Source organism: Rhizobium sp. AN6A (genome assembly GCF_900215635.1).
Taxonomy (GTDB): domain Bacteria; phylum Pseudomonadota; class Alphaproteobacteria; order Rhizobiales; family Rhizobiaceae; genus Agrobacterium; species Agrobacterium tumefaciens.
In genome coordinates, this window is the sequence record NZ_OCNC01000004.1 from 1,511,889 (window position 1) to 1,530,204 (window position 18,316).

At 58.5% G+C, this 18,316-nt stretch carries 17 protein-coding genes, 1 tRNA gene and 1 riboswitch; of the genes, 14 read left to right on the forward strand and 4 right to left on the reverse strand.

All coding sequences use genetic code 11. From position 1 onward, the window contains the following. Positions 1-51: 51 nt before the first annotated feature. Complete coding sequence (gene ppk2, locus CRO62_RS19920; RefSeq protein ID WP_097101435.1) at positions 52-933, reverse strand: polyphosphate kinase 2; 882 nt, start codon at positions 931-933, stop codon at positions 52-54. A 240-nt stretch (positions 934-1,173) separates the two neighbouring features. Here ppk2 and phoR point away from each other — a divergent pair, with 240 nt between their 5' ends. From phoR to phoB, 7 genes are all read left to right on the forward strand, one after another. Further along, positions 1,174-2,433, forward strand: a complete 1,260-nt coding sequence (gene phoR, locus CRO62_RS19925) for a phosphate regulon sensor histidine kinase PhoR (protein ID WP_046205579.1) — start codon at positions 1,174-1,176, stop codon at positions 2,431-2,433. 195 nt (positions 2,434-2,628) lie between these two features. Next, positions 2,629-3,663 (forward strand): substrate-binding domain-containing protein, encoded by a 1,035-nt coding sequence (locus CRO62_RS19930; RefSeq protein ID WP_003514907.1) that lies wholly within the window; start codon positions 2,629-2,631, stop codon positions 3,661-3,663. A gap of 274 nt (positions 3,664-3,937) precedes the next feature. Then, complete coding sequence (gene pstC / locus CRO62_RS19935; protein ID WP_097101437.1) at positions 3,938-5,422, forward strand: phosphate ABC transporter permease subunit PstC; 1,485 nt, start codon at positions 3,938-3,940, stop codon at positions 5,420-5,422. Next, positions 5,419-6,741, forward strand: coding sequence for a phosphate ABC transporter permease PstA (gene pstA / locus CRO62_RS19940; RefSeq protein WP_097101439.1), 1,323 nt, complete (start codon positions 5,419-5,421; stop codon positions 6,739-6,741). The genes pstC and pstA overlap by 4 nt, the downstream gene beginning before the upstream one ends. A 14-nt stretch (positions 6,742-6,755) precedes the next feature. Then, positions 6,756-7,571 carry a phosphate ABC transporter ATP-binding protein PstB gene (gene pstB / locus CRO62_RS19945; RefSeq protein ID WP_003514913.1) on the forward strand — a complete coding sequence of 272 codons (816 nt, stop codon included), beginning with the start codon at positions 6,756-6,758 and terminating at the stop codon, positions 7,569-7,571. 98 nt (positions 7,572-7,669) lie between these two features. Beyond that, on the forward strand, positions 7,670-8,395 hold the full coding sequence (phoU, locus tag CRO62_RS19950; RefSeq protein ID WP_003514921.1) for a phosphate signaling complex protein PhoU: 726 nt from the start codon (positions 7,670-7,672) through the stop codon (positions 8,393-8,395). Between the two features lie 31 nt (positions 8,396-8,426). Next, positions 8,427-9,110, forward strand: a complete 684-nt coding sequence (gene phoB, locus CRO62_RS19955; protein WP_003493692.1) for a phosphate regulon transcriptional regulator PhoB — start codon at positions 8,427-8,429, stop codon at positions 9,108-9,110. A 300-nt stretch (positions 9,111-9,410) separates the two neighbouring features. Here phoB and CRO62_RS19960 read toward each other — a convergent pair whose 3' ends face one another. Next, entirely contained in the window at positions 9,411-9,944 is a 534-nt protein-coding gene (locus CRO62_RS19960; protein WP_097101441.1) for a GcrA family cell cycle regulator, read from the reverse strand. A 430-nt stretch (positions 9,945-10,374) separates the two neighbouring features. Between CRO62_RS19960 and CRO62_RS19970 the strand changes: the two genes are divergently transcribed. The 3 genes from CRO62_RS19970 to CRO62_RS19980 all read left to right on the forward strand — a co-directional run bounded on the left by CRO62_RS19970 (position 10,375) and on the right by CRO62_RS19980 (position 13,762). After that, positions 10,375-11,577 (forward strand): aspartate aminotransferase family protein, encoded by a 1,203-nt coding sequence (locus tag CRO62_RS19970; RefSeq protein WP_097101442.1) that lies wholly within the window; start codon positions 10,375-10,377, stop codon positions 11,575-11,577. A gap of 54 nt (positions 11,578-11,631) precedes the next feature. Beyond that, on the forward strand, positions 11,632-12,549 hold the full coding sequence (gene argF, locus CRO62_RS19975) for an ornithine carbamoyltransferase (protein WP_003514928.1): 918 nt from the start codon (positions 11,632-11,634) through the stop codon (positions 12,547-12,549). 223 nt (positions 12,550-12,772) lie between these two features. Then, the gene (locus CRO62_RS19980) at positions 12,773-13,762 is read left to right on the forward strand and encodes an Hsp33 family molecular chaperone (protein ID WP_097101444.1); all 990 of its coding nucleotides are present in this window, start codon (positions 12,773-12,775) and stop codon (positions 13,760-13,762) included. Between the two features lie 37 nt (positions 13,763-13,799). On the opposite strand, the gene apaG is transcribed toward CRO62_RS19980, so the two are convergent. Continuing rightward, on the reverse strand, positions 13,800-14,192 hold the full coding sequence (gene apaG / locus CRO62_RS19985; protein ID WP_003514932.1) for a Co2+/Mg2+ efflux protein ApaG: 393 nt from the start codon (positions 14,190-14,192) through the stop codon (positions 13,800-13,802). A 235-nt stretch (positions 14,193-14,427) separates the two neighbouring features. Then, positions 14,428-15,612 carry an O-succinylhomoserine sulfhydrylase gene (locus CRO62_RS19990; protein WP_097101446.1) on the reverse strand — a complete coding sequence of 395 codons (1,185 nt, stop codon included), beginning with the start codon at positions 15,610-15,612 and terminating at the stop codon, positions 14,428-14,430. A gap of 42 nt (positions 15,613-15,654) precedes the next feature. After that, positions 15,655-15,733: riboswitch (SAM riboswitch) on the reverse strand. 73 nt (positions 15,734-15,806) lie between these two features. Here CRO62_RS19990 and CRO62_RS19995 point away from each other — a divergent pair. From CRO62_RS19995 to CRO62_RS20010, 4 genes are all read left to right on the forward strand, one after another. Next, positions 15,807-16,904, forward strand: coding sequence for a 2'-deoxycytidine 5'-triphosphate deaminase (locus tag CRO62_RS19995; RefSeq protein WP_097103160.1), 1,098 nt, complete (start codon positions 15,807-15,809; stop codon positions 16,902-16,904). Between the two features lie 56 nt (positions 16,905-16,960). Further along, positions 16,961-17,034: transfer RNA gene (locus CRO62_RS20000), tRNA-Gly, on the forward strand. Between the two features lie 154 nt (positions 17,035-17,188). Continuing rightward, the gene (aqpZ, locus tag CRO62_RS20005) at positions 17,189-17,875 is read left to right on the forward strand and encodes an aquaporin Z (protein ID WP_019564342.1); all 687 of its coding nucleotides are present in this window, start codon (positions 17,189-17,191) and stop codon (positions 17,873-17,875) included. 90 nt (positions 17,876-17,965) lie between these two features. After that, positions 17,966-18,259 carry a hypothetical protein gene (locus tag CRO62_RS20010; protein ID WP_019564341.1) on the forward strand — a complete coding sequence of 98 codons (294 nt, stop codon included), beginning with the start codon at positions 17,966-17,968 and terminating at the stop codon, positions 18,257-18,259. Positions 18,260-18,316 lie beyond the last annotated feature (57 nt).

Genomic DNA, 18,316 nt, shown 5'->3' on the forward strand with positions numbered 1-18,316 from the left:
AGAAGAGGGAACAAGCGCCGCAGCCGGGGCGCTTGTTTTCGTCTCCCAGTCTTATTTCAGAAAACCCGGTCCTGATCCAAGGATCTTGTCGTCGATCTCGCCAATCGCCTTTTTGTCCTTGCCGTCGTAGTCAAGCGTATTGAGGATGTGGCGAATGAGGTTCACCCTCGCGCGGCGTTTGTCGTTGGCGCGCACCACCGTCCAGGGGGCGGCGTCGGTGTGGGTTTTCTCCAGCATCTCGTCGCGCTTTTGCGTGTAATCATCCCATTTCGTCAGCGCGGCGATATCCATGTCGGAAAGCTTCCAGCATTTCAGCGGGCTGTGGCGACGGTCATGGAAGCGCTCGATCTGCGTTTCGCGGCCGATATCAAGCCAGAACTTGAACAGATGAACACCCTCATGGACCAGCATCTTTTCGAGGCGTGGTGTTTCCTTGAGAAAGCGCTTGTGCTCTTCCGGGGTGCAGAAGCCCATGACAGGCTCCACCCCGGCGCGGTTATACCAGGAACGGTCGAAGAGAACGAATTCTCCAGCCGTCGGGAAATGCGAGATATAGCGCTGGAAATACCATTGGCCACGCTCGGTCTCGGTTGGCTTGGTCAGCGCCACGACACGGGCATAGCGGGGGTTGAGGTAAGCGTGGGCCGCAAAGATCGCGCCGCCCTTTCCGGCGGCATCGCGTCCTTCGAAGACTGCCATCACCCGTTTGCCGGTGGCCTGCAGCCAGAACTGTACCTTGACCAGTTCAACCTGCAGCGCTTCGAGGGTGGCGTCGTATTCCTCTCGCTTCATCTTTTTGTCGTAAGGAAAATCTCCGGCGGAAAGCTTCTTCTCCTCCACCCAGTCGGGAAGAACCGGATCGTCGATGTCGAAGCTGCGCAGCTTGCCGCCAATGGTGATCTCCACCGATCGCTTCTTCGTTTCTTCGCCCATGCTTTCCTCCTGATGTTGTTGTGTAAAGGCAACTCGCTGCCAATGAGTTCATATCCACCCGCATAATTCAAGTGAAAGAGGATTGGTTAGCCGGAGTGCTACCGCAGTGACGATTGCGGCGCAGATTTTGCGCATATACGCTGTGGAAAATACGCGATGATGAATCTCTGTCATGAAGCTGGCCTATGAGACTCCGATGCGCTGTCAGGTGAAAGTGGAAAGTGTGCTGAAATGGCAGTCATGAAAGGCGAGAGTGGATTGAAGCTTTTTGCGAAAAAGCTTGGCCGAAACTGGTTGCCTGTTCTCGTCGTCAGCATGCTTGCCGTCGCTGCCGTTTCTGAGTTGCAAACGCCCTACATGCCCGCCGTCCTGTGGCTCTGTGCCGTCATCGCTATTTTGACCGCCCGGCAAAAGCCGGAGGAGCCGGCTAAGGATGAAACCGCAGCTGCGGAGGCGGAAGAGCCTGATGTGCCCGGCGAAAACGTCATCTCAGGGGTGAGGGCGGGTCTGGCCGTTCTGGATACGCCCGTCTTCATCCTCGATAAAAACGCAGGCGTGCTTTATCAGAACGGCGCGGCGGAACGCGCCTTTGGCCAGCTTCCGGCCGGCGCGCATATTTCCGCCCGGCTGCGTTCGCCGGGCTTGCTGGATGTCATTCGCGAAACCATCACCACCGGCCAGCCCAACCAGGTCGAGCATTCCGAGCGTTTTCCCTCAGAGCGGGTCTTCATCGTCCGCATTGCCCGGGCGGATGCGGGAGAGGCGGCGGGTCCACCGTTCTACATCCTGTCGTTCCGCGATGTTTCGGAGCTTCGTCGCATCGACCGCATGCGCAGCGACTTCGTCGCCAATGCAAGCCATGAATTGCGCACCCCACTCGCCTCGCTGCGCGGTTTCATCGAAACCATGCAGGGGCCGGCCCGCAACGACCCCAAAGCGCAGGAACGTTTCCTGGCCATCATGCTGGATCAGGCCACACGCATGAGCAGGCTGGTGGATGACCTCATGTCGCTTTCAAGGCTGGAATTGCGGGCGAATATCGCGCCGGACCAAAAGGTCGATCTCGTCCCCGTCATCGGTCATGTCCGGGATGCGCTGCTGCCGCTCGCCAACGAACTGGATGTGGTTATTACGCTGCATCTGCCCGACCGGCCGGCAGAAGTGCAGGGCGACCGCGACGAACTGGTGCAAGTGTTCCAGAACCTCGTTGAAAATGCTTGTAAATATGGCCAGGAAGGCAAGGTCGTGGATGTCTGGCTGCGTGCCGAACCCGGTAAGCCGGTGGAGGTGAGCGTCATTGACAAGGGGCCGGGCATTCCCGCTGAACATGTGCCGCGTCTGACGGAACGGTTTTACCGCGTCAGTGTCGCTGACAGTCGCTCCAAAAAAGGGACCGGCCTCGGGCTTGCTATCGTCAAGCACATCCTCACCCGTCACCGCGCCCGCCTCATCATTAAATCGGAACTGGGCAATGGCACGGACTTTACCGTCAGATTCTGACATAGAGTACGTTACAGTCTTTGGCTTCGAAAAATTTTATGAATGAAACCAATAATTTAGGCTGTCACAAATCTTTCACCGAAGTGACATAAAAGGAAGTGGTTACGGTGGTTAAGAAGAGACCGCCGAGCGCATGCTAAGAGCGTCTGCCGCTATCGGCTGCGTCCACAAACAAGCCCACGACGGGAGAGACAAATGAACTTCGTTAAATTTTCCGCAGCAGCTCTGGTGGCTTCTGTCGCCTTCGCTGGCGCCGCCGCTGCTCGCGACCAGATCCAGGTTGCTGGTTCCTCCACGGTTCTGCCCTATGCCAAGATCGTTGCCGAAACTTTTGCTGAGACTTTCCCGAACTTCAAGGCTCCGGTTGTTGAGTCTGGCGGCACGGGCGGCGGTCTGAAGGCGTTCTGCTCCGGCGTCGGCGAAGGCACCATCGACATTGCAAACGCTTCGCGCCCGATCAAGAGCGACGAACTTGCCGCTTGTAAGGCCGCTGGCGTTGCCGACGTTCAGGAAGTGAAGATCGGCTACGACGGCATCGTCTTCGCAATGGACTCTTCCAACAAGGACATCAAGCTCGAGCCGAAGGATCTGTACCTCGCGCTCGCCGCTGAAATCGTCAAGGACGGCAAGCTCGTTGCCAACCCTTACAAGAAGTGGTCGGAAATCAACAAGGAACTGCCTGATGTAGCGATCGCCGCTTACATTCCGGGTTCCAAGCACGGCACGCGCGAAGTCTTCGAAGAGAAGATCATGGCTGACGGCTGCAAGGAAGCCAAGGCGACCGACGCCATCAAGGCGCTGATCACCGACGCCAAGCAGGCTGCTGCCAAGTGCGTTGCAGTTCGCAAGGACGGCGCTGCAGTCGACATCGACGGCGACTACACCGAGACGCTTGCCCGCATCGACGCCAACAAGACCGGCCTCGGCGTTTTCGGCTTGGCATTTTATGAAAACAACGCTGACCGCCTGAAGGTTGCGACCGTCAGCGGCGTTGTTCCGTCCACGGAAACTGTTGCCAGCGGCAAGTACCCGGTTTCGCGCCCGCTGTTCTTCTACGTGAAGAAGGCTCACCTGGGCGTTATCCCCGGCCTCAAAGAATATGTCGAGTTCTTCGTTTCTGACGAAATGATCGGCCCTGACTCCCCGCTCGCAAACTACGGCCTCGTTGCCGCTCCGGAAAAAGAACGCGAAGAAATTCGCTCCAAGTTCGCTGCCGGCGCTTCGATGTAATAGACAAGGAGGGGTGCGGCCTGCCGCGCCCCTCTCTCCGCTCCGGTACCGTTGTGCTTAAGGCGGCTGTCTTCGGTTGACAGTTCCCATCCATCGCCGTCCACATAATTGTTGATGGATTACAGATGGATAGGATGTATCAACCTTGACGCTTGCCAGACTTTGTTACAGTCAGGCGGCAAGCATCTCTGGATGGTCCAGCGGTCTCGTTTTGATGACTTTTTGATTTGCCCGATATCGCACCGTGCTCTTGAGGCACGACGAGGGAACTCTAATGAACACATCGATCCTTTTGCTGATACTGGTGTTGATCGGCATCGGCAGTTATCTGCTCGGAAGCCGCCGCGCCGTTGCTTTGTCTGGTGGGCGTCCCGCCAGCATGCATTCCCGTGCCGGTTATCACGGTTCCTACGCTGTCGTCTGGGCGGTGCTGCCCGCAGCGCTCATTCTCTGTATCTGGCTTGTTATCAGCCCGCTGATCGTTACCTCTGCGGTGCGTGGCGAATTTCCCGAGGATGTGCGCTCCCAATCCGAAGCGCAGCAGAGCCTCACCTACGGCATGGTAACGTCCATCGCCCGCGGTCTTCAGCGTCTGACGCCGGAAGAAACCGCAAAGGTTGATGCGGATACGGCTGCGGTAAGATCGCTTCTGGCATCGAAGGGCGTGGCAATTGCCGGCGAACCCCAGCGTTTCATGGTCGATGCCGCCCAGACGCTGAATGCGATGACCTCCACCAGCCGCCTGGGCATGATCGCCACCGTGCTGCTGGCCGCATTCGCCGGTGCCGCTTATGCACTGCGTTCAATCGCGCCGCGTTTTCGGGCGCGCAACAGGGTGGAGAGGGTCATTCTCGCGGCTCTGGTCGTCGCGTCGTCCATCGCCATCCTGACGACCATCGGCATCGTCCTTTCGATGCTTTCAGAAGCAATCCAGTTCTTTACGATGGTTCCGGCGCACCAGTTCTTCTTCGGAACGGTGTGGGATCCGCGTTTTGCCGCTGCCGGTGCGACCGACTCCTCGGGCCAGTTCGGCCTGATCCCGCTGCTCGCCGGCACGCTCTATATCGGTTTCGTCGCCATGCTGGTCGCCGTTCCGGTCGGGCTGTTTTCGGCGATCTATATGTCGGAATATGCGACGCCGCGCCTTCGCTCGATTGTAAAGCCGCTGCTCGAGGTGCTCGCGGGCATCCCGACAATCGTCTACGGCTTCTTCGCGCTGACGACCGTTGGTCCTTTCCTGCGAGATATTTCCACGCAGATCAGCGGTCTTGCGACAGGCAACTACGCCAACTTCATCCAGGCGCAGAGCGTCATCACCGCCGGCTTCGTCATGGGCATCATGCTGATCCCTTATGTTTCGTCGCTGTCTGACGACATCATCACCGCCGTGCCGCGTTCGCTGCGCGATGGCTCTCTCGGTCTCGGCGCCACGCGCTCTGAAACCATCAAGAAGGTCATCCTTCCCGCCGCTCTTCCCGGCATCGTCGGCGCCGTGCTGATGACGGCGTCGCGTGCGATTGGCGAGACCATGATCGTGGTTCTTGCGGCTGGCGTCGCTGCCCGCCTGCAGCTTAATCCCTTCGAACCCATGACAACAGTGACGGTCAAGATCGTCAGCCAGCTGACGGGTGACCTTGAGTTTACCTCGCCGCAAACGCTGGTGGCCTTCGCGCTGGGCATAACTCTTTTCGCAATCACGCTTTGCCTGAATATCTACGCGCTTTACATCGTGCGCAAATACCGGGAGCAATATGAATGACCGACATCGTTTCCCCGGCGGCCGGTGCTGCCGCAGTGAACAAGGCCACGCGCCGTGATATCGGCATCAAGCGTCGCTATGCTGCTGAACGCCGCTTCCGCGCCTATGGATTGGCAGCAATCTCGTTCGGCCTCATCTTCCTCTTTCTGTTGCTCTGGTCGGTCGTATCCAAGGGGCACACCGCCTTCCAGCAGACGATGATTACCGTTCCGGTCGAGTTTTCCGAACTGATCATCGATCCGAAGAACGAGCGCGCAACCAATCCCGCAAAGCTGATGACGGCCAACTACCCCGTCCTCGCCCGTGATGCGGTTGCCAAGGTTCTCGGCGTCGCGCCGACGGATAAGGCAGGCCTTCGCGCCGTCAACGTCATGATCTCCGACAGCGTGCGCACCCAGCTGCGTGATATCGTCGTCGCCGATCCTGCCGTCATCGGCACCACGCGCAGCGTCACGCTTCTGGCGTCGGGCGATGTCGACAGCGCCTTCAAGGGCCAGGTCGACATGTCGGTGGATGAAGCAAACCGCCGTATCTCGAACCAGCAGCTCGGCTGGATGAACCAGCTCGTGGAAAGCGGACAGCTTGGCAAGCATTTTAATACCGGCATCTTCGTCAACGGCGCTTCGAGCCGTCCGGAAGCCGCGGGTGTTGGCGTTGCGCTGATCGGCTCGTTCTACATGATGCTGATCGTGCTGGTGCTGTCGCTGCCGATCGGTGTTGCGGCCTCCATCTATCTGGAGGAATTTGCCCCCAAGAACCGGTTGACGGACCTTATCGAGGTTAACATCAACAATCTGGCGGCTGTTCCCTCCATTGTTTACGGTCTGCTTGGTCTCTCCGTCTTCATCAACTTCATGGGCTTTCCACGCTCGGCCTCGCTGGTCGGCGGCCTCGTCCTGACGCTGATGACCCTGCCGACTATCATCATCGCGACCCGCGCTGCATTGAAGGCCGTGCCGCCGTCGATCCGCGCCGCCGCACTCGGTCTTGGCGCTTCCAAGATGCAGACGATTTTCCATCACGTCCTGCCGCTGGCAATGCCTGGCATTCTGACCGGCACCATCATCGGTCTCGCCCACGCACTGGGCGAAACGGCGCCGCTGCTTCTGATCGGCATGGTGGCATTCGTCGCGAACTATCCGACAACGCCTATGGATCCGTCCACGGCCCTGCCGGTGCAGATTTACATGTGGGCGAACGAAGCTGAGCGTGCCTTTGTCGAACGGACATCTGGCGCTATCATCATCCTGCTTCTGTTCCTCATTCTCATGAATGTTGGCGCAATCCTGTTGCGTCGCCGCTTTGAGCGGCGCTGGTAGAGGGAGCTAGAGCAATGAACATGTTGTCGGAAGCAGCAGTTGAAAAGGCGCTGGACAAGAAAATGAATGAAGTCTCATACAAGATGATCGGCAAGGACGTTTCGGTTTATTACGGCGAAAAGCGCGCGCTTTACGACGTGAACCTCAATGTCCGCGAAAACACGGTGACTGCACTTATCGGCCCGTCCGGTTGCGGTAAATCCACTTTCCTGCGCACCTTGAACCGCATGAACGACACGATCGACGGTTGCCGGGTCACCGGCAAGATCACGCTCGATACCGACGATATCTACGATCAGCAGATCGACGTCGTGGAACTGCGTGCCCGCGTCGGCATGGTGTTCCAGAAGCCGAACCCGTTTCCGAAGACGATTTATGAGAACATCGCCTACGGCCCGCGTATCCACGGTCTCGCCCGCAACAAGGCGGATATGGACCAGATCGTCGAGCATAGCCTGCAGAAAGCGGGTCTCTGGAACGAGGTGAAGGATCGTTTGCTGGAATCCGGCACGGGCCTCTCCGGTGGTCAGCAGCAGCGTCTGTGCATCGCACGCGCGGTTGCCGTCAGCCCGGAAGTGATCCTGATGGACGAGCCGTGCTCGGCGCTGGATCCGATCGCGACTGCGAAGGTCGAGGAACTGATCCACGAACTGCGCACCAACTACACCATCGTTATCGTCACGCACTCCATGCAGCAGGCGGCGCGCGTTTCCCAGCGTACGGCCATGTTCCATCTTGGTCATCTTGTCGAAGAAAACGAAACCGACAAGATGTTCACCAATCCGGACGACCAGCGCACGCAGGACTACATCATGGGCCGCTTCGGCTGATCCCCGGCCGGTGCTTTATCGTAACCGTACAAGACTGGTGCCTCTGCCGTGCCCCGCTGTTGGGCACGCGCATGCAGGCCAAGCCGGAGGAATAGACCATGACACAGACAACGACCCATTCGCATATCCTGTCTGCCTATGACGACGAACTGAAGTTTCTGACGCGCCGCATCGCTGAAATGGGCGGTCTTGCCGAGCAGATGTGCGGTGACGCCGTGCGCGCGCTCGTCAATTCCGATGCGGCGCTCGCGCAGAAAGTCATTTCGGACGACACAATTCTCGACCACGCTGAGCGCGAAATCGGCGACAAGGCGATTGTAACCATCGCCAAGCGTCAGCCGATGGCGGCAGACCTTCGCGAGATCATCGGCACCCTGCGTATCGCCGCCGATCTCGAACGCGTCGGCGATCTTGGCAAGAACACGGCCAAGCGCGTTATCGCTGTCGCCGGCACCGGCGTTCCGCGCAAGCTCGCCCGCGGCATCGAGCATCTGTCCGACCTGGCGCTGGTGCAGCTCAAGGAAGTCCTTGACGTCTATTCCACGCGTTCCGCCGAAAAGGCCAATGCGATCCGTGAACGCGACGAAGAAATCGATGCCATGTACACGTCGCTCTTCCGGGAGCTTCTGACCTACATGATGGAAGACCCGCGCAACATCACCACCTGCACGCATCTTCTGTTCTGCGCCAAGAACATCGAGCGTATCGGCGATCATGCGACGAATATCGCAGAGACGATCTATTACATGACCACCGGCAGCCAGCCGGAGGGCGAGCGTCCGAAGGACGACAGTTCCAACACGCTTGGTTCGGTGACCGAGTAACAGACAAGCAGAAGCTTGCGGAGTTCAGCATATGGTGCCCAAGATTGCAGTTGTGGAAGACGAGGAAGCATTGAGCGTCCTGCTTCGTTACAATCTCGAGGCTGAGGGATACGACGTCGACACGATACCCCGTGGCGACGAGGCGGAAATCAGGCTGCAGGAGCGCATTCCGGATCTTCTCATCCTGGACTGGATGTTGCCCGGTGTCTCCGGTATCGAACTGTGCCGGCGCTTGAGAATGCGGCCGGAAACAGAACGCCTGCCCATCATCATGCTGACGGCGCGTGGCGAAGAGAGCGAACGGGTTCGCGGTCTCGCTACCGGCGCTGACGATTATGTCGTCAAACCGTTTTCGACGCCGGAACTCATGGCCCGGGTCAAGGCCATGTTGCGCCGGGCCCGTCCGGAGGTTCTGTCGTCGGTGCTCAAATGCGGCGATATCGAGCTGGACCGCGAGACCCATCGCGTTCACCGCAAAAGCCGCGAAGTGCGCCTTGGCCCGACGGAATTCCGCTTGCTGGAATTCCTTATGACGTCGCCGGGTCGGGTGTTTTCCCGCTCGCAATTGCTGGATGGCGTCTGGGGTCACGATATCTATGTCGATGAGCGCACTGTCGATGTGCATGTCGGACGTCTGCGCAAGGCCCTGAATTTCTCGCACATGCAGGATGTCATCCGCACGGTGCGTGGTGCGGGATATTCGATGGAAGCCTGAGCGAAGCGGAACCAGATAGTTTCGCTGGCGAAGTAGTGCACCAAAGAAATCAGGAAGCCCGAAATCTGAAGAGATTTCGGGCTTTTTTTATATGAATACCGCCAAACTCGATGCCATTGTCCGTTTTGACCGGAGGAGATCGGCGACGCGTTGAAATCCGGATTGAAGAGGCCCGCCTAATAGTAAGGGGAAAGGGTGCGCCCTGCCATCAAGCCACCCCAGAAAGCGGCTTGATTTTCGTCATAAAAAAACGGGCCCGAAGGCCCGTAATTTTTGAGTGCTGAATGCGTGCCGCAACACTCAAGCCTTGCGGCGCTCGCTCACCGGCTGGTAGGCGAGTTTCGCATGGAACTTGCAATAGGGCGAAGATTCCAGCGCTTCACAACCGCAGAAATGGAAGTCGTCCTTCAGCGGATCGCCAACCGGCCACTTGCAGGTGCGCTCGGTCAGTTCCGTCAGCGTCAGGCGACGGGAAATCGGCGTGACAACGTTCTTGGAAGGAACGTAATCGAGAACCTGCGCGGTCTCGATATCGATCTCCTCGTGCAGCGCCGTTGCCGCGTTCGAACGGGTGAGGATGCGCGCCGGTGCCGCGTTGACGCGACCTGCGAAAGTGGTCGTGCGCGGGGCAGGGGCAGCGGTGCGCTTCGGCGCGGAGCGTGCCGAAGTCACTGGACCGCCAGCCTTGACGCGTCCCGGCAGATTGAGACGATGGACCTTGCCGATCACGGCATTACGGCTGACGCCGCCCAGCTGCGCTGCAATCTGGCTGGCGCTAAGGCCCTCGGACCACAATTTCTTGAGCTTTTCGACTCGTTCGTCTGTCCAGTTCATGCCGCTTCTCCGCTTGTCGCGTGTATTTTCGGCAGAATCCCTCTACGTCTCGCGGGCATGCCGCAAGCGTGGTTTCTGCCTGATTTTCGGTGACTAGTTCCGCCGCAATGCAGTCTAGTAATTAGCGATTAACCTAGTGCCAGCCAGACTCCGTGGCAAGAGTCGCGGGAATCATCTGGAATCGATTTTCCGGTTTTCCCCAACTTGCTGGCGTATTGAGTCTGAAAGGCAACACCTTGGGGCTGGCCCGCCGCCGCATACTAGTGCTTGAGAAGCCCGGGAAACGCTGACTTTTGTTGACATCGGCAAACGAAGTGACAATAGTGCCCCTGCCGCCGCGAGGCGGCATTTTGATTTTCAGGCGAGGGATAACCCCGCAAGCCTATTGACAACAGTTTGACAGCGCATCTGCGCAAGGAGTGATACAGCCATGGCCGAAGCCGGCGCGCCATTGTTTGATACGTTTTCAAGAGCCCCCCTGCGCTTCGAGCGCGGTGAGGGTGTATGGCTGTTCACGGAAAGCGGCGAGCGATATCTGGATTTTGCGGCCGGTGTTGCTGTCAACTCGCTGGGCCACGCCCATCCTCACCTCGTTGATGCGATCAAGACGCAGGCCGAGAAGGTCTGGCACGTCTCGAACCTTTATGAAGTGCCGGGACAGGAAAAACTCGCCAGGCGCCTGACGGAAGCGACTTTCGCGGACAAGGTATTCTTCACAAATTCAGGCGCGGAAGCCCTGGAATGCGCCATCAAGACCGCCCGCCGTTATCACTATACCAAGGGCCATCCGGAGAAGTTCCGCATCGTGTCCTTCGAAGGCGCTTTCCATGGCCGTACACTGGCGACGATCGCCGCGGGTGGCCAGCAGAAATACCTCGAAGGTTTCGGTCCCAAGGTCGAAGGTTTCGATCAGGTTCCGTTCGGTGATGTCGATGCCCTCAAGGCCGTCATCACGGCTGAGACTGCAGCACTTCTGATCGAGCCCATCCAGGGCGAGGGCGGCATTCGCTCGCCCAGCAAGGAATTCCTGCAAATCCTGCGCGGATTGTGCGACGAGCACGGCCTGCTGCTGATTTTCGATGAGGTTCAGACGGGTGTCGGCCGCACAGGCAAGCTGTTTGCATATGAACATACCGGTGTTGCGCCCGATATCATGGCAGTCGCCAAGGGTATCGGTGGCGGTTTCCCGCTCGGCGCATGCCTTGCCACGGCAGATGCCGCTTCCGGCATGACGGCGGGCGTGCATGGCACCACCTATGGCGGCAACCCGCTGGCCATGGCAGTCGGCAATGCCGTGCTAGACGTCGTTCTCTCCGAAGGTTTTCTCGAGAAGGTCCGTGACGTCGCGCTGGTCTTCCGGCAGGGGCTGGCCTCGCTCAAGGATCGTTATCCTGACGTGATCGAGGAAATTCGCGGCGAAGGTCTGCTTCTGGGCATCAAGGCGAAGATTCCTTCGGGCGAATTGCTGCAGGCCATGCGCGCGGAGCATCTGCTTGGCGTGCCTGCGGGCGACAATGTCATCCGTCTTCTGCCGCCGCTCGTCACCACGGCTGAAGAGGCCCGCGAGGGTCTTGCACGTATCGACGCGGCTGCCACCTCCCTGACGGTTGCGAAACAGGCAAAAAGCGCCTGAAAAAATCAAGAGCGGGCCTCTCTTCAGGGGCTCGCAAGCATGGGACAGATTAGAATGGGTTCACCAAAACATTTTCTGGACCTCTCGGCCGTCGGGTCGGAGGATCTGCGGACAATTCTTGATGATGCGCGCACGCGCAAGATTGCCACCAAAACCGGCACGGCGGAAAAGCCGCTTGCCGGCAAGATGCTGGCAATGATTTTCGAAAAGCCGTCCACACGCACCCGCGTCTCCTTCGATGTCGGCATGCGCCAGCTCGGCGGTGAGACCCTTTTCCTGTCGGGCACAGAAATGCAGCTCGGCCGCGCGGAAACGATTGGCGATACGGCCAAGGTGCTGTCGCGCTATGTCGATGCCATCATGATCCGCACCACGGATCACTCGCGTCTGCTCGAGCTGGCCGAACACGCCACCGTGCCTGTTATCAACGGCCTGACGGACGACACGCATCCCTGCCAGATCATGGCGGATATATTGACGTTCGAGGAACATCGCGGCCCGGTCAAGGGCAAGACCATTGCCTGGACGGGTGACGGCAATAACGTGCTGCATTCGTTTGTGGAAGGCTCCGCCCGTTTCGGTTACCGCATGGCGATGGCAGTACCGATGGGTTCGGAACCGCACGACAAGTTCCTGAACTGGGCGCGCAACAATGGCGGCGAAATCTCGCTGTACCACGATGCCGACAAGGCAGTGGCGGGCGCGGATTGCGTCGTCACCGATACCTGGGTGTCCATGAACCAGGAACACAAGGCGCGCGGCCACAATATCTTCCAGCCTTATCAGGTCAATGAAGCGCTGATGGCGAAGGCCAACAAGGAAGCGCTGTTCATGCACTGCCTGCCGGCGCATCGCGGTGAGGAAGTAACGGATGCAGTGATCGACGGGCCGCAATCGGTGGTCTTCGACGAGGCGGAAAACCGGCTCCATGCGCAGAAGTCCATTATCGCATGGTGCATGGGCGTCATCTGACTGCTATCGGCCGGGTGCTTGAACTCGGCGATGCACATTCCCATCTGTGGGGCTTCGAAGACGCTCGTTGGCTTTTCGCTGGCGGGCCACCTCACGATTTGCACGATTTTCCCCGGAGGCGGTTTCGCTTCCCGGATCTCTGTGCGACAAGCTGAAAAAGTACATTTTAAAAGCCGGACTTTTGGACGGTAGCGGCGCAACGGCTGCGCCAGGGAGTTATGACATGGCAGATGTAACGGTTGAACTGGACAATCTCGATTTAGCTGGCGACGACAAGGTTGTGCCCTTTCAGGTCGAAGGTCTGGACGTGCGCGGTCGCGCCGTACAGGTCGGGCCGCTGTTGAATGCCATCCTCGAACGTCACGAATATCCCGAGATTGTCGCCCGCCTGCTGGCGGAAGCAACTGTTCTGACGGCGCTGATCGGCACATCCCTGAAATTTTCCGGCAAGCTGACCGTGCAGACCAAGGGCGACGGCCCGGTTGACCTTCTGGTGGCGGATTTCACCGCGCCTGAGAGCATGCGCGCTTACGCCCGTTTCGATGAGGAGCGGCTGGCGGAAGCTGTCGCTGCGGGGCAAACCTCGCCTGAACAACTGCTCGGAACCGGCATTCTGGCCTTCACCATCGATCAGGGCGTCGGCATGCAGCCTTATCAGGGCATCGTGCCGCTGGACGGTTCTTCGCTGGAAGAAATCGCCGGGGTTTATTTCCGTCAGTCGGAACAGCTTCCCACCCGCGTGCGCCTCGGTGTTGCCCAGTTCTTCGACCGTGACGGCGAAGGCAAGCCGCGCCATAGCTGGCGTGCAGGCGGCGTGATTGCCCAGTTCCTGCCGCAGGCGCCCGAGCGTTTGCGCCTGCGCGATCTCCATGGCGGTGACGGCGACGAGGGCGATTACGAAGTGGCCGAGGACGATGCCTGGACAGAGGCAGTGTCGCTGCTGAATACGGTGGATACCGACGAACTGACTGATCCGCAGGTGCCAGTGGAGCGTCTGCTTTACAGGCTTTTCCATGAGAGCGGCGTGCGCATCTACGATCCGCAGGTCATTTTCGACCGTTGCAGCTGTTCACGGGACAAGATCAAGGGTGTGCTGTCCGGTTTCACTGCCGAAGAGATCAAGGCGAGTGAGGAAGACGGTGCGATTGCCGTGACATGCGAGTTCTGCTCCACGACCTATCGTTACGATGTCGGCGAGTTTGAAAACGTCTGACGAGGAGAGCCGCGCTTGTGAATGGCGCGGCTTTTTGTCAGTTCAGCACCCGCAACAGGCCGGGTGAATCCAGTGAAAAGGCGGGGATGGTGACGTTGAACACCTCGCCTTTGTCCGTTTCCATTTCATAATGGCCGAACATAAGGCCTGACGGCGTATCCAGCGGGCAGCCGGATGAATATTCGTAACTGTCACCGGGGTTCAGGTGCGGTTTTTCGCCGACGACACCCGGCCCGTAGACCTCATCCACCTGTCCGTTCTGGTCGGTGATGTGCCAATAGCGGTTGACGAGTGTTATCGGAACATCGGAATTGTTCGAGATCACGACTTTATAGCCCCAGACGTAACGGTCGTCATCCGGGTCGGACTGCTCCTCGAGATAATACGGATCGACCGTTACCTCGATATCCCTTGTCAGAGCACGATACATACGCGCCACACCTCGATATTTTCCCTGCTGCCATCATCCTACACTACAGGTTCTGGCTATCGTCAAGAAAATGAATGACTTGACGACCACGTGCATCTTCTGTTGCGCCGTTTTTTCACCGTTAGGGATAACGATAAAGGTAAATATTGGTTGCCCGACGCGGGCTTTCGCTCAAGCGGGATGCGTGCCATGGCCCGACGGGAAGTCGGGCCATGGCGATATGTCGATTGAATTCTTAAGCTGAAACGGCCGCCAGACCCTTAGCCAGATCCTCCAGCAGATCGTCCGTATCTTCGATACCGCAGGAAAGACGCAGGGTCCCGCCGGAAATACCGAGTTCGGCGCGCGCCTCGTCGGTCAGGTTCTTATGCGTCGTGGTGCCGGGGTGCGTGATGAGGCTCTTGGCATCGCCGAGATTGTTGGAAATCTTCACGATATCAAGCGCGTTCTGCAGTGCGAATGCCGCTTCCTTGCCGCCCTTCAGTTCGAAAGCCACGAGCGTCGAGCCGCCCGACATCTGCCGCGCGATGATGTCTGCCTGCGGATGGTCGGCGCGACCGGGATAGATCACTTTGGCAACCTTGCCGCTGTCGGCGAGGAAATCGGCGATCTTCGAGGCATTGGCCGTCTGCTGCTTGACACGCAGCGGCAGGGTTTCGATGCCCTTCAGCAGCGTCCAGGCATTAAACGGCGACATGGCTGGGCCGGTGTGGCGGAAATAGTCCTGCAGCTCTTCCTCGATCCACTTTTTGTCGGAAAGGATCACGCCGCCCAGGCAACGGCCCTGACCGTCAATATGCTTCGTCGCCGAATAAACGACGATATGGGCGCCGAGTTCGAGCGGCTTCTGGAAAAGCGGTGTTGCGAAAACATTGTCGACAACCACTTTCGCGCCGATCTGGTTGGCGAGCTTCGCCACGCCGGCAATATCCACCACTTCGAGCGTTGGGTTGGTCGGGCTTTCGAGGAAAAACAGCTTGGTGTTCGGCTGGATCGCCTTTTCCCAATTGTTGAGATCGCGTCCGTCGATCAGCGTGCACTCGATACCGTATTTGGGTGCAAGCGTTTCCACCACCCAGCGGCAGGAGCCAAAAAGCGCGCGGGCAGCAACGATATGGTCGCCTGCACGCAGCTGGCACATGATGGCGGCTGTCACGGCGGCCATGCCGGAGGCAAGCGCGCGTGCGTCTTCCGCACCTTCCAGCAGGCACATGCGCTTTTCGAACATGTCATTGGTCGGGCTTGCATAGCGGGCATAGATGAAGCCATCCGTTTCGCCCTTGAAGCGCGCTTCGGCGGCTTCGGAGTTTTCGTAAACGAAACCCTGGGTCAGATAGATCGCTTCCGACGTTTCACCATAGGGTGAGCGTAGCGTACCGCCGTGAACGAGCTGGGTTGCCGGGCGCCATTTATTGCTCATGTGATCACCTCAAAACAAAAAAACCGGTCGCAAAAGCAGACCGGTTCCTAGCACCCGGTCTTTTTAGCCACTTGTTTAACGTGGCTGCAAGCCGACCGGCCAAATCACCACGGGATAAGCTTGCCATACTGCCGTTACCGGCTTGCGTCAATGCTTTCCTTTTGGTTTTGTCGCCGTAAAAAGGAATGATGATCATGACCAGAACCACGGGCATTTTGGCGGATGGCGCGATCAGGGCGCTGTTTGCGGGCGGCAAGCTGAAAAGCGAGGCTGATCTCGATGTCGATCAGGTGCAACCCGCCAGCCTCGATCTGCGACTGGGCTCCAAAGCCTATCGCGTGCGCGCCAGTTTCATGCCCGGCCCCGGAACCCGAGTCATCGACAAGCTCAACCGCTTCAGCCTGCACGAGGTCGATCTGAGCGAGGGGGCGGTGCTGGAAACCGGTTGCGTCTATATCGTTCCCTTGATGGAGAGCCTGGAGCTGCCGGCGGATATGTCGGCTTCGGCCAATCCGAAAAGCTCGACGGGGCGTCTTGATATCTTCACCCGCGTCATGACCGACAATGCGCAGGAATTCGACAAGATACCTGCGGGCTATGCCGGCCCGCTCTATCTGGAAATCAGCCCGCGCACCTTCCCCGTCGTCGTGCGTCGCGGCTCGCGCCTCTCGCAAATCCGTTTCCGCATCGGCCACTCGTTGCTCAATGAAGCCGAGCTTCTGAAATTGCACGAGACGGAGATGCTGGTCGCCAGCGAAACCCCTAATGTGACCGGCGGCGGCATCGCGCTTTCCATCGACCTCAAGGGTTTCGGTGAAACAGGGCTGATCGGCTATCGCGGCAAGCATCACACGGCGGTGGTAGATGTCGACAAAAAGGCTCAGCACGATGTTCTCGATTTCTGGGAACCTCTATACGCCCGCGGCCGTGCCGAACTGATCCTCGATCCGGATGAGTTCTATATTCTCGTTTCGCGTGAAGCCGTGCATGTACCGCCACTTTATGCGGCCGAAATGACGCCCTTCGATCCCTTGGTGGGCGAGTTCCGCGTGCATTATGCGGGCTTCTTCGATCCAGGCTTCGGCCATGCGCAGGCGGGCGGCACGGGCAGCCGCGCCGTTCTCGAAGTGCGCAGCCACGAGGTGCCCTTCATCCTCGAACACGGCCAGATCGTCGGCCGGCTGGTTTACGAGCACATGTTGCAAAAACCTGATGGCCTCTACGGCAGCGGCCTTGGCTCCAACTATCAGGCACAGGGCCTGAAGCTTTCCAAGCATTTCCGCGCGGAGTAATGATCCTGTAGGGTGCTTGACACCCGATAAGAACTGTCCGATGTCTTGTGCGCGGCGCGGGTGTAGCTCAATGGTAGAGCAGCAGCTTCCCAAGCTGAATACGAGGGTTCGATTCCCTTCACCCGCTCCATATTTTCAAGGCAATCCCAACAATTTCCTGACCAGCGAAAAGCGCGCATGTCACCGCCATCGCTCCGGCAAAAGTGCGACTATGCGATTTAGCTTGACTGCAATTAAATTGCACGTAATAGTTGATCCAGTCGTAACATTATTGGGGGAGTGTTATGAGTCGCAAGCTTCTTTCGGAATTTCTTGGCACTTTCTGGCTCGTGTTCGGAGGTTGCGGCAGTGCGGTTTTTGCCGCCGCTTTCCCTGAACTCGGCATTGGCTTTCTCGGTGTCGCTTTCGCTTTCGGTCTGACGGTTTTGACCATGGCCTATGCGGTCGGTGGCATTTCGGGCGGTCATTTTAATCCGGCCGTTTCCGTCGGTCTGTCCGTTGCTGGCAAATTTCCGGCATCGAACCTCGTTCCTTACATAGTGGCGCAGGTTCTGGGGGCGATCGTCGCGGCGGGGGCGCTTTATGTCATCCTTACCGGCAAAGCCGGTGCCGATATAGGCGGTTTTGCTGCAAATGGTTACGGCGAACATTCACCGGGTGGATATTCGCTCGTGTCGGCACTGCTGATCGAAGTCATTTTGACGGCATTTTTCCTGATCGTCATTCTGGGATCGACGCACGGCAGGGTTCCCACTGGGTTTGCGCCGATCGCCATTGGCCTTGCTCTCACACTTATTCATCTGATCTCCATTCCGGTCACCAACACATCCGTCAATCCGGCCCGCTCGACGGGACAGGCGTTGTTTGTTGGTGGATGGGCGCTGCAACAGCTCTGGCTGTTCTGGCTCGCTCCGATCCTCGGCGGCGCAATCGGCGCCGTGGTCTGGAAACTTTTCGGCGAGAAAGACTAAGGCTCAAGGCCCGCTTTCTCCGGCCCGCACAGACATGAATGGGAAGCATTGTTTGCCCGAATGGTCGGGGAAACCTGTGAGGAGGATGACATGGATCTTACTTCGATATTGGCCCAAATTGTCGGCGGTGCGGTTGGTGGTTCGGCCGGCGGAAAAATACTCAAGGATTCCGATCTCGGTGCGCTCGGCAACCTGATTGCCGGCGCTATTGGCGGCATCGGCGGAGGAACCGTGCTCGGATCGCTGCTCGGGACGGCGGGAACTGCTGCAGCCGGCGGCATGGATATAGGCGCTCTTGCCGGCCAGCTTGTTGGCGGCGGCGTCGGCGGCCTGATTGTCCAGATCATTGTCGGCCTCATCAAGAACAAGCTCGTTACCAAATAGAGCTGCTCGGCCGATCTTTTGCGAAGCGATAGAACCTTGCCGGAGGAGAAGCCTCGT

Excerpts from the sequence above, each read along its gene's own strand:
- phoU (WP_003514921.1), top strand. The coding sequence starts at position 7,670 with ATGACACAGACAACGACCCATTCGCATATCCTGTCTGCCTATGACGAC.
- ppk2 (WP_097101435.1), bottom strand. The coding sequence starts at position 933 with ATGGGCGAAGAAACGAAGAAGCGATCGGTGGAGATCACCATTGGCGGC.
- phoR (WP_046205579.1), top strand. The coding sequence starts at position 1,174 with ATGAAAGGCGAGAGTGGATTGAAGCTTTTTGCGAAAAAGCTTGGCCGA.
- pstB (WP_003514913.1), top strand. The coding sequence starts at position 6,756 with ATGAACATGTTGTCGGAAGCAGCAGTTGAAAAGGCGCTGGACAAGAAA.
- CRO62_RS19990 (WP_097101446.1), bottom strand. The coding sequence starts at position 15,612 with ATGAGCAATAAATGGCGCCCGGCAACCCAGCTCGTTCACGGCGGTACG.
- phoB (WP_003493692.1), top strand. The coding sequence starts at position 8,427 with ATGGTGCCCAAGATTGCAGTTGTGGAAGACGAGGAAGCATTGAGCGTC.
- apaG (WP_003514932.1), bottom strand. The coding sequence starts at position 14,192 with ATGTATCGTGCTCTGACAAGGGATATCGAGGTAACGGTCGATCCGTAT.
- argF (WP_003514928.1), top strand. The coding sequence starts at position 11,632 with ATGGGTTCACCAAAACATTTTCTGGACCTCTCGGCCGTCGGGTCGGAG.
- CRO62_RS20010 (WP_019564341.1), top strand. The coding sequence starts at position 17,966 with ATGGATCTTACTTCGATATTGGCCCAAATTGTCGGCGGTGCGGTTGGT.
- CRO62_RS19980 (WP_097101444.1), top strand. The coding sequence starts at position 12,773 with ATGGCAGATGTAACGGTTGAACTGGACAATCTCGATTTAGCTGGCGAC.
- CRO62_RS19960 (WP_097101441.1), bottom strand. The coding sequence starts at position 9,944 with ATGAACTGGACAGACGAACGAGTCGAAAAGCTCAAGAAATTGTGGTCC.
- CRO62_RS19970 (WP_097101442.1), top strand. The coding sequence starts at position 10,375 with ATGGCCGAAGCCGGCGCGCCATTGTTTGATACGTTTTCAAGAGCCCCC.
- aqpZ (WP_019564342.1), top strand. The coding sequence starts at position 17,189 with ATGAGTCGCAAGCTTCTTTCGGAATTTCTTGGCACTTTCTGGCTCGTG.
- CRO62_RS19930 (WP_003514907.1), top strand. The coding sequence starts at position 2,629 with ATGAACTTCGTTAAATTTTCCGCAGCAGCTCTGGTGGCTTCTGTCGCC.
- pstA (WP_097101439.1), top strand. The coding sequence starts at position 5,419 with ATGACCGACATCGTTTCCCCGGCGGCCGGTGCTGCCGCAGTGAACAAG.
- CRO62_RS19995 (WP_097103160.1), top strand. The coding sequence starts at position 15,807 with ATGACCAGAACCACGGGCATTTTGGCGGATGGCGCGATCAGGGCGCTG.
- pstC (WP_097101437.1), top strand. The coding sequence starts at position 3,938 with ATGAACACATCGATCCTTTTGCTGATACTGGTGTTGATCGGCATCGGC.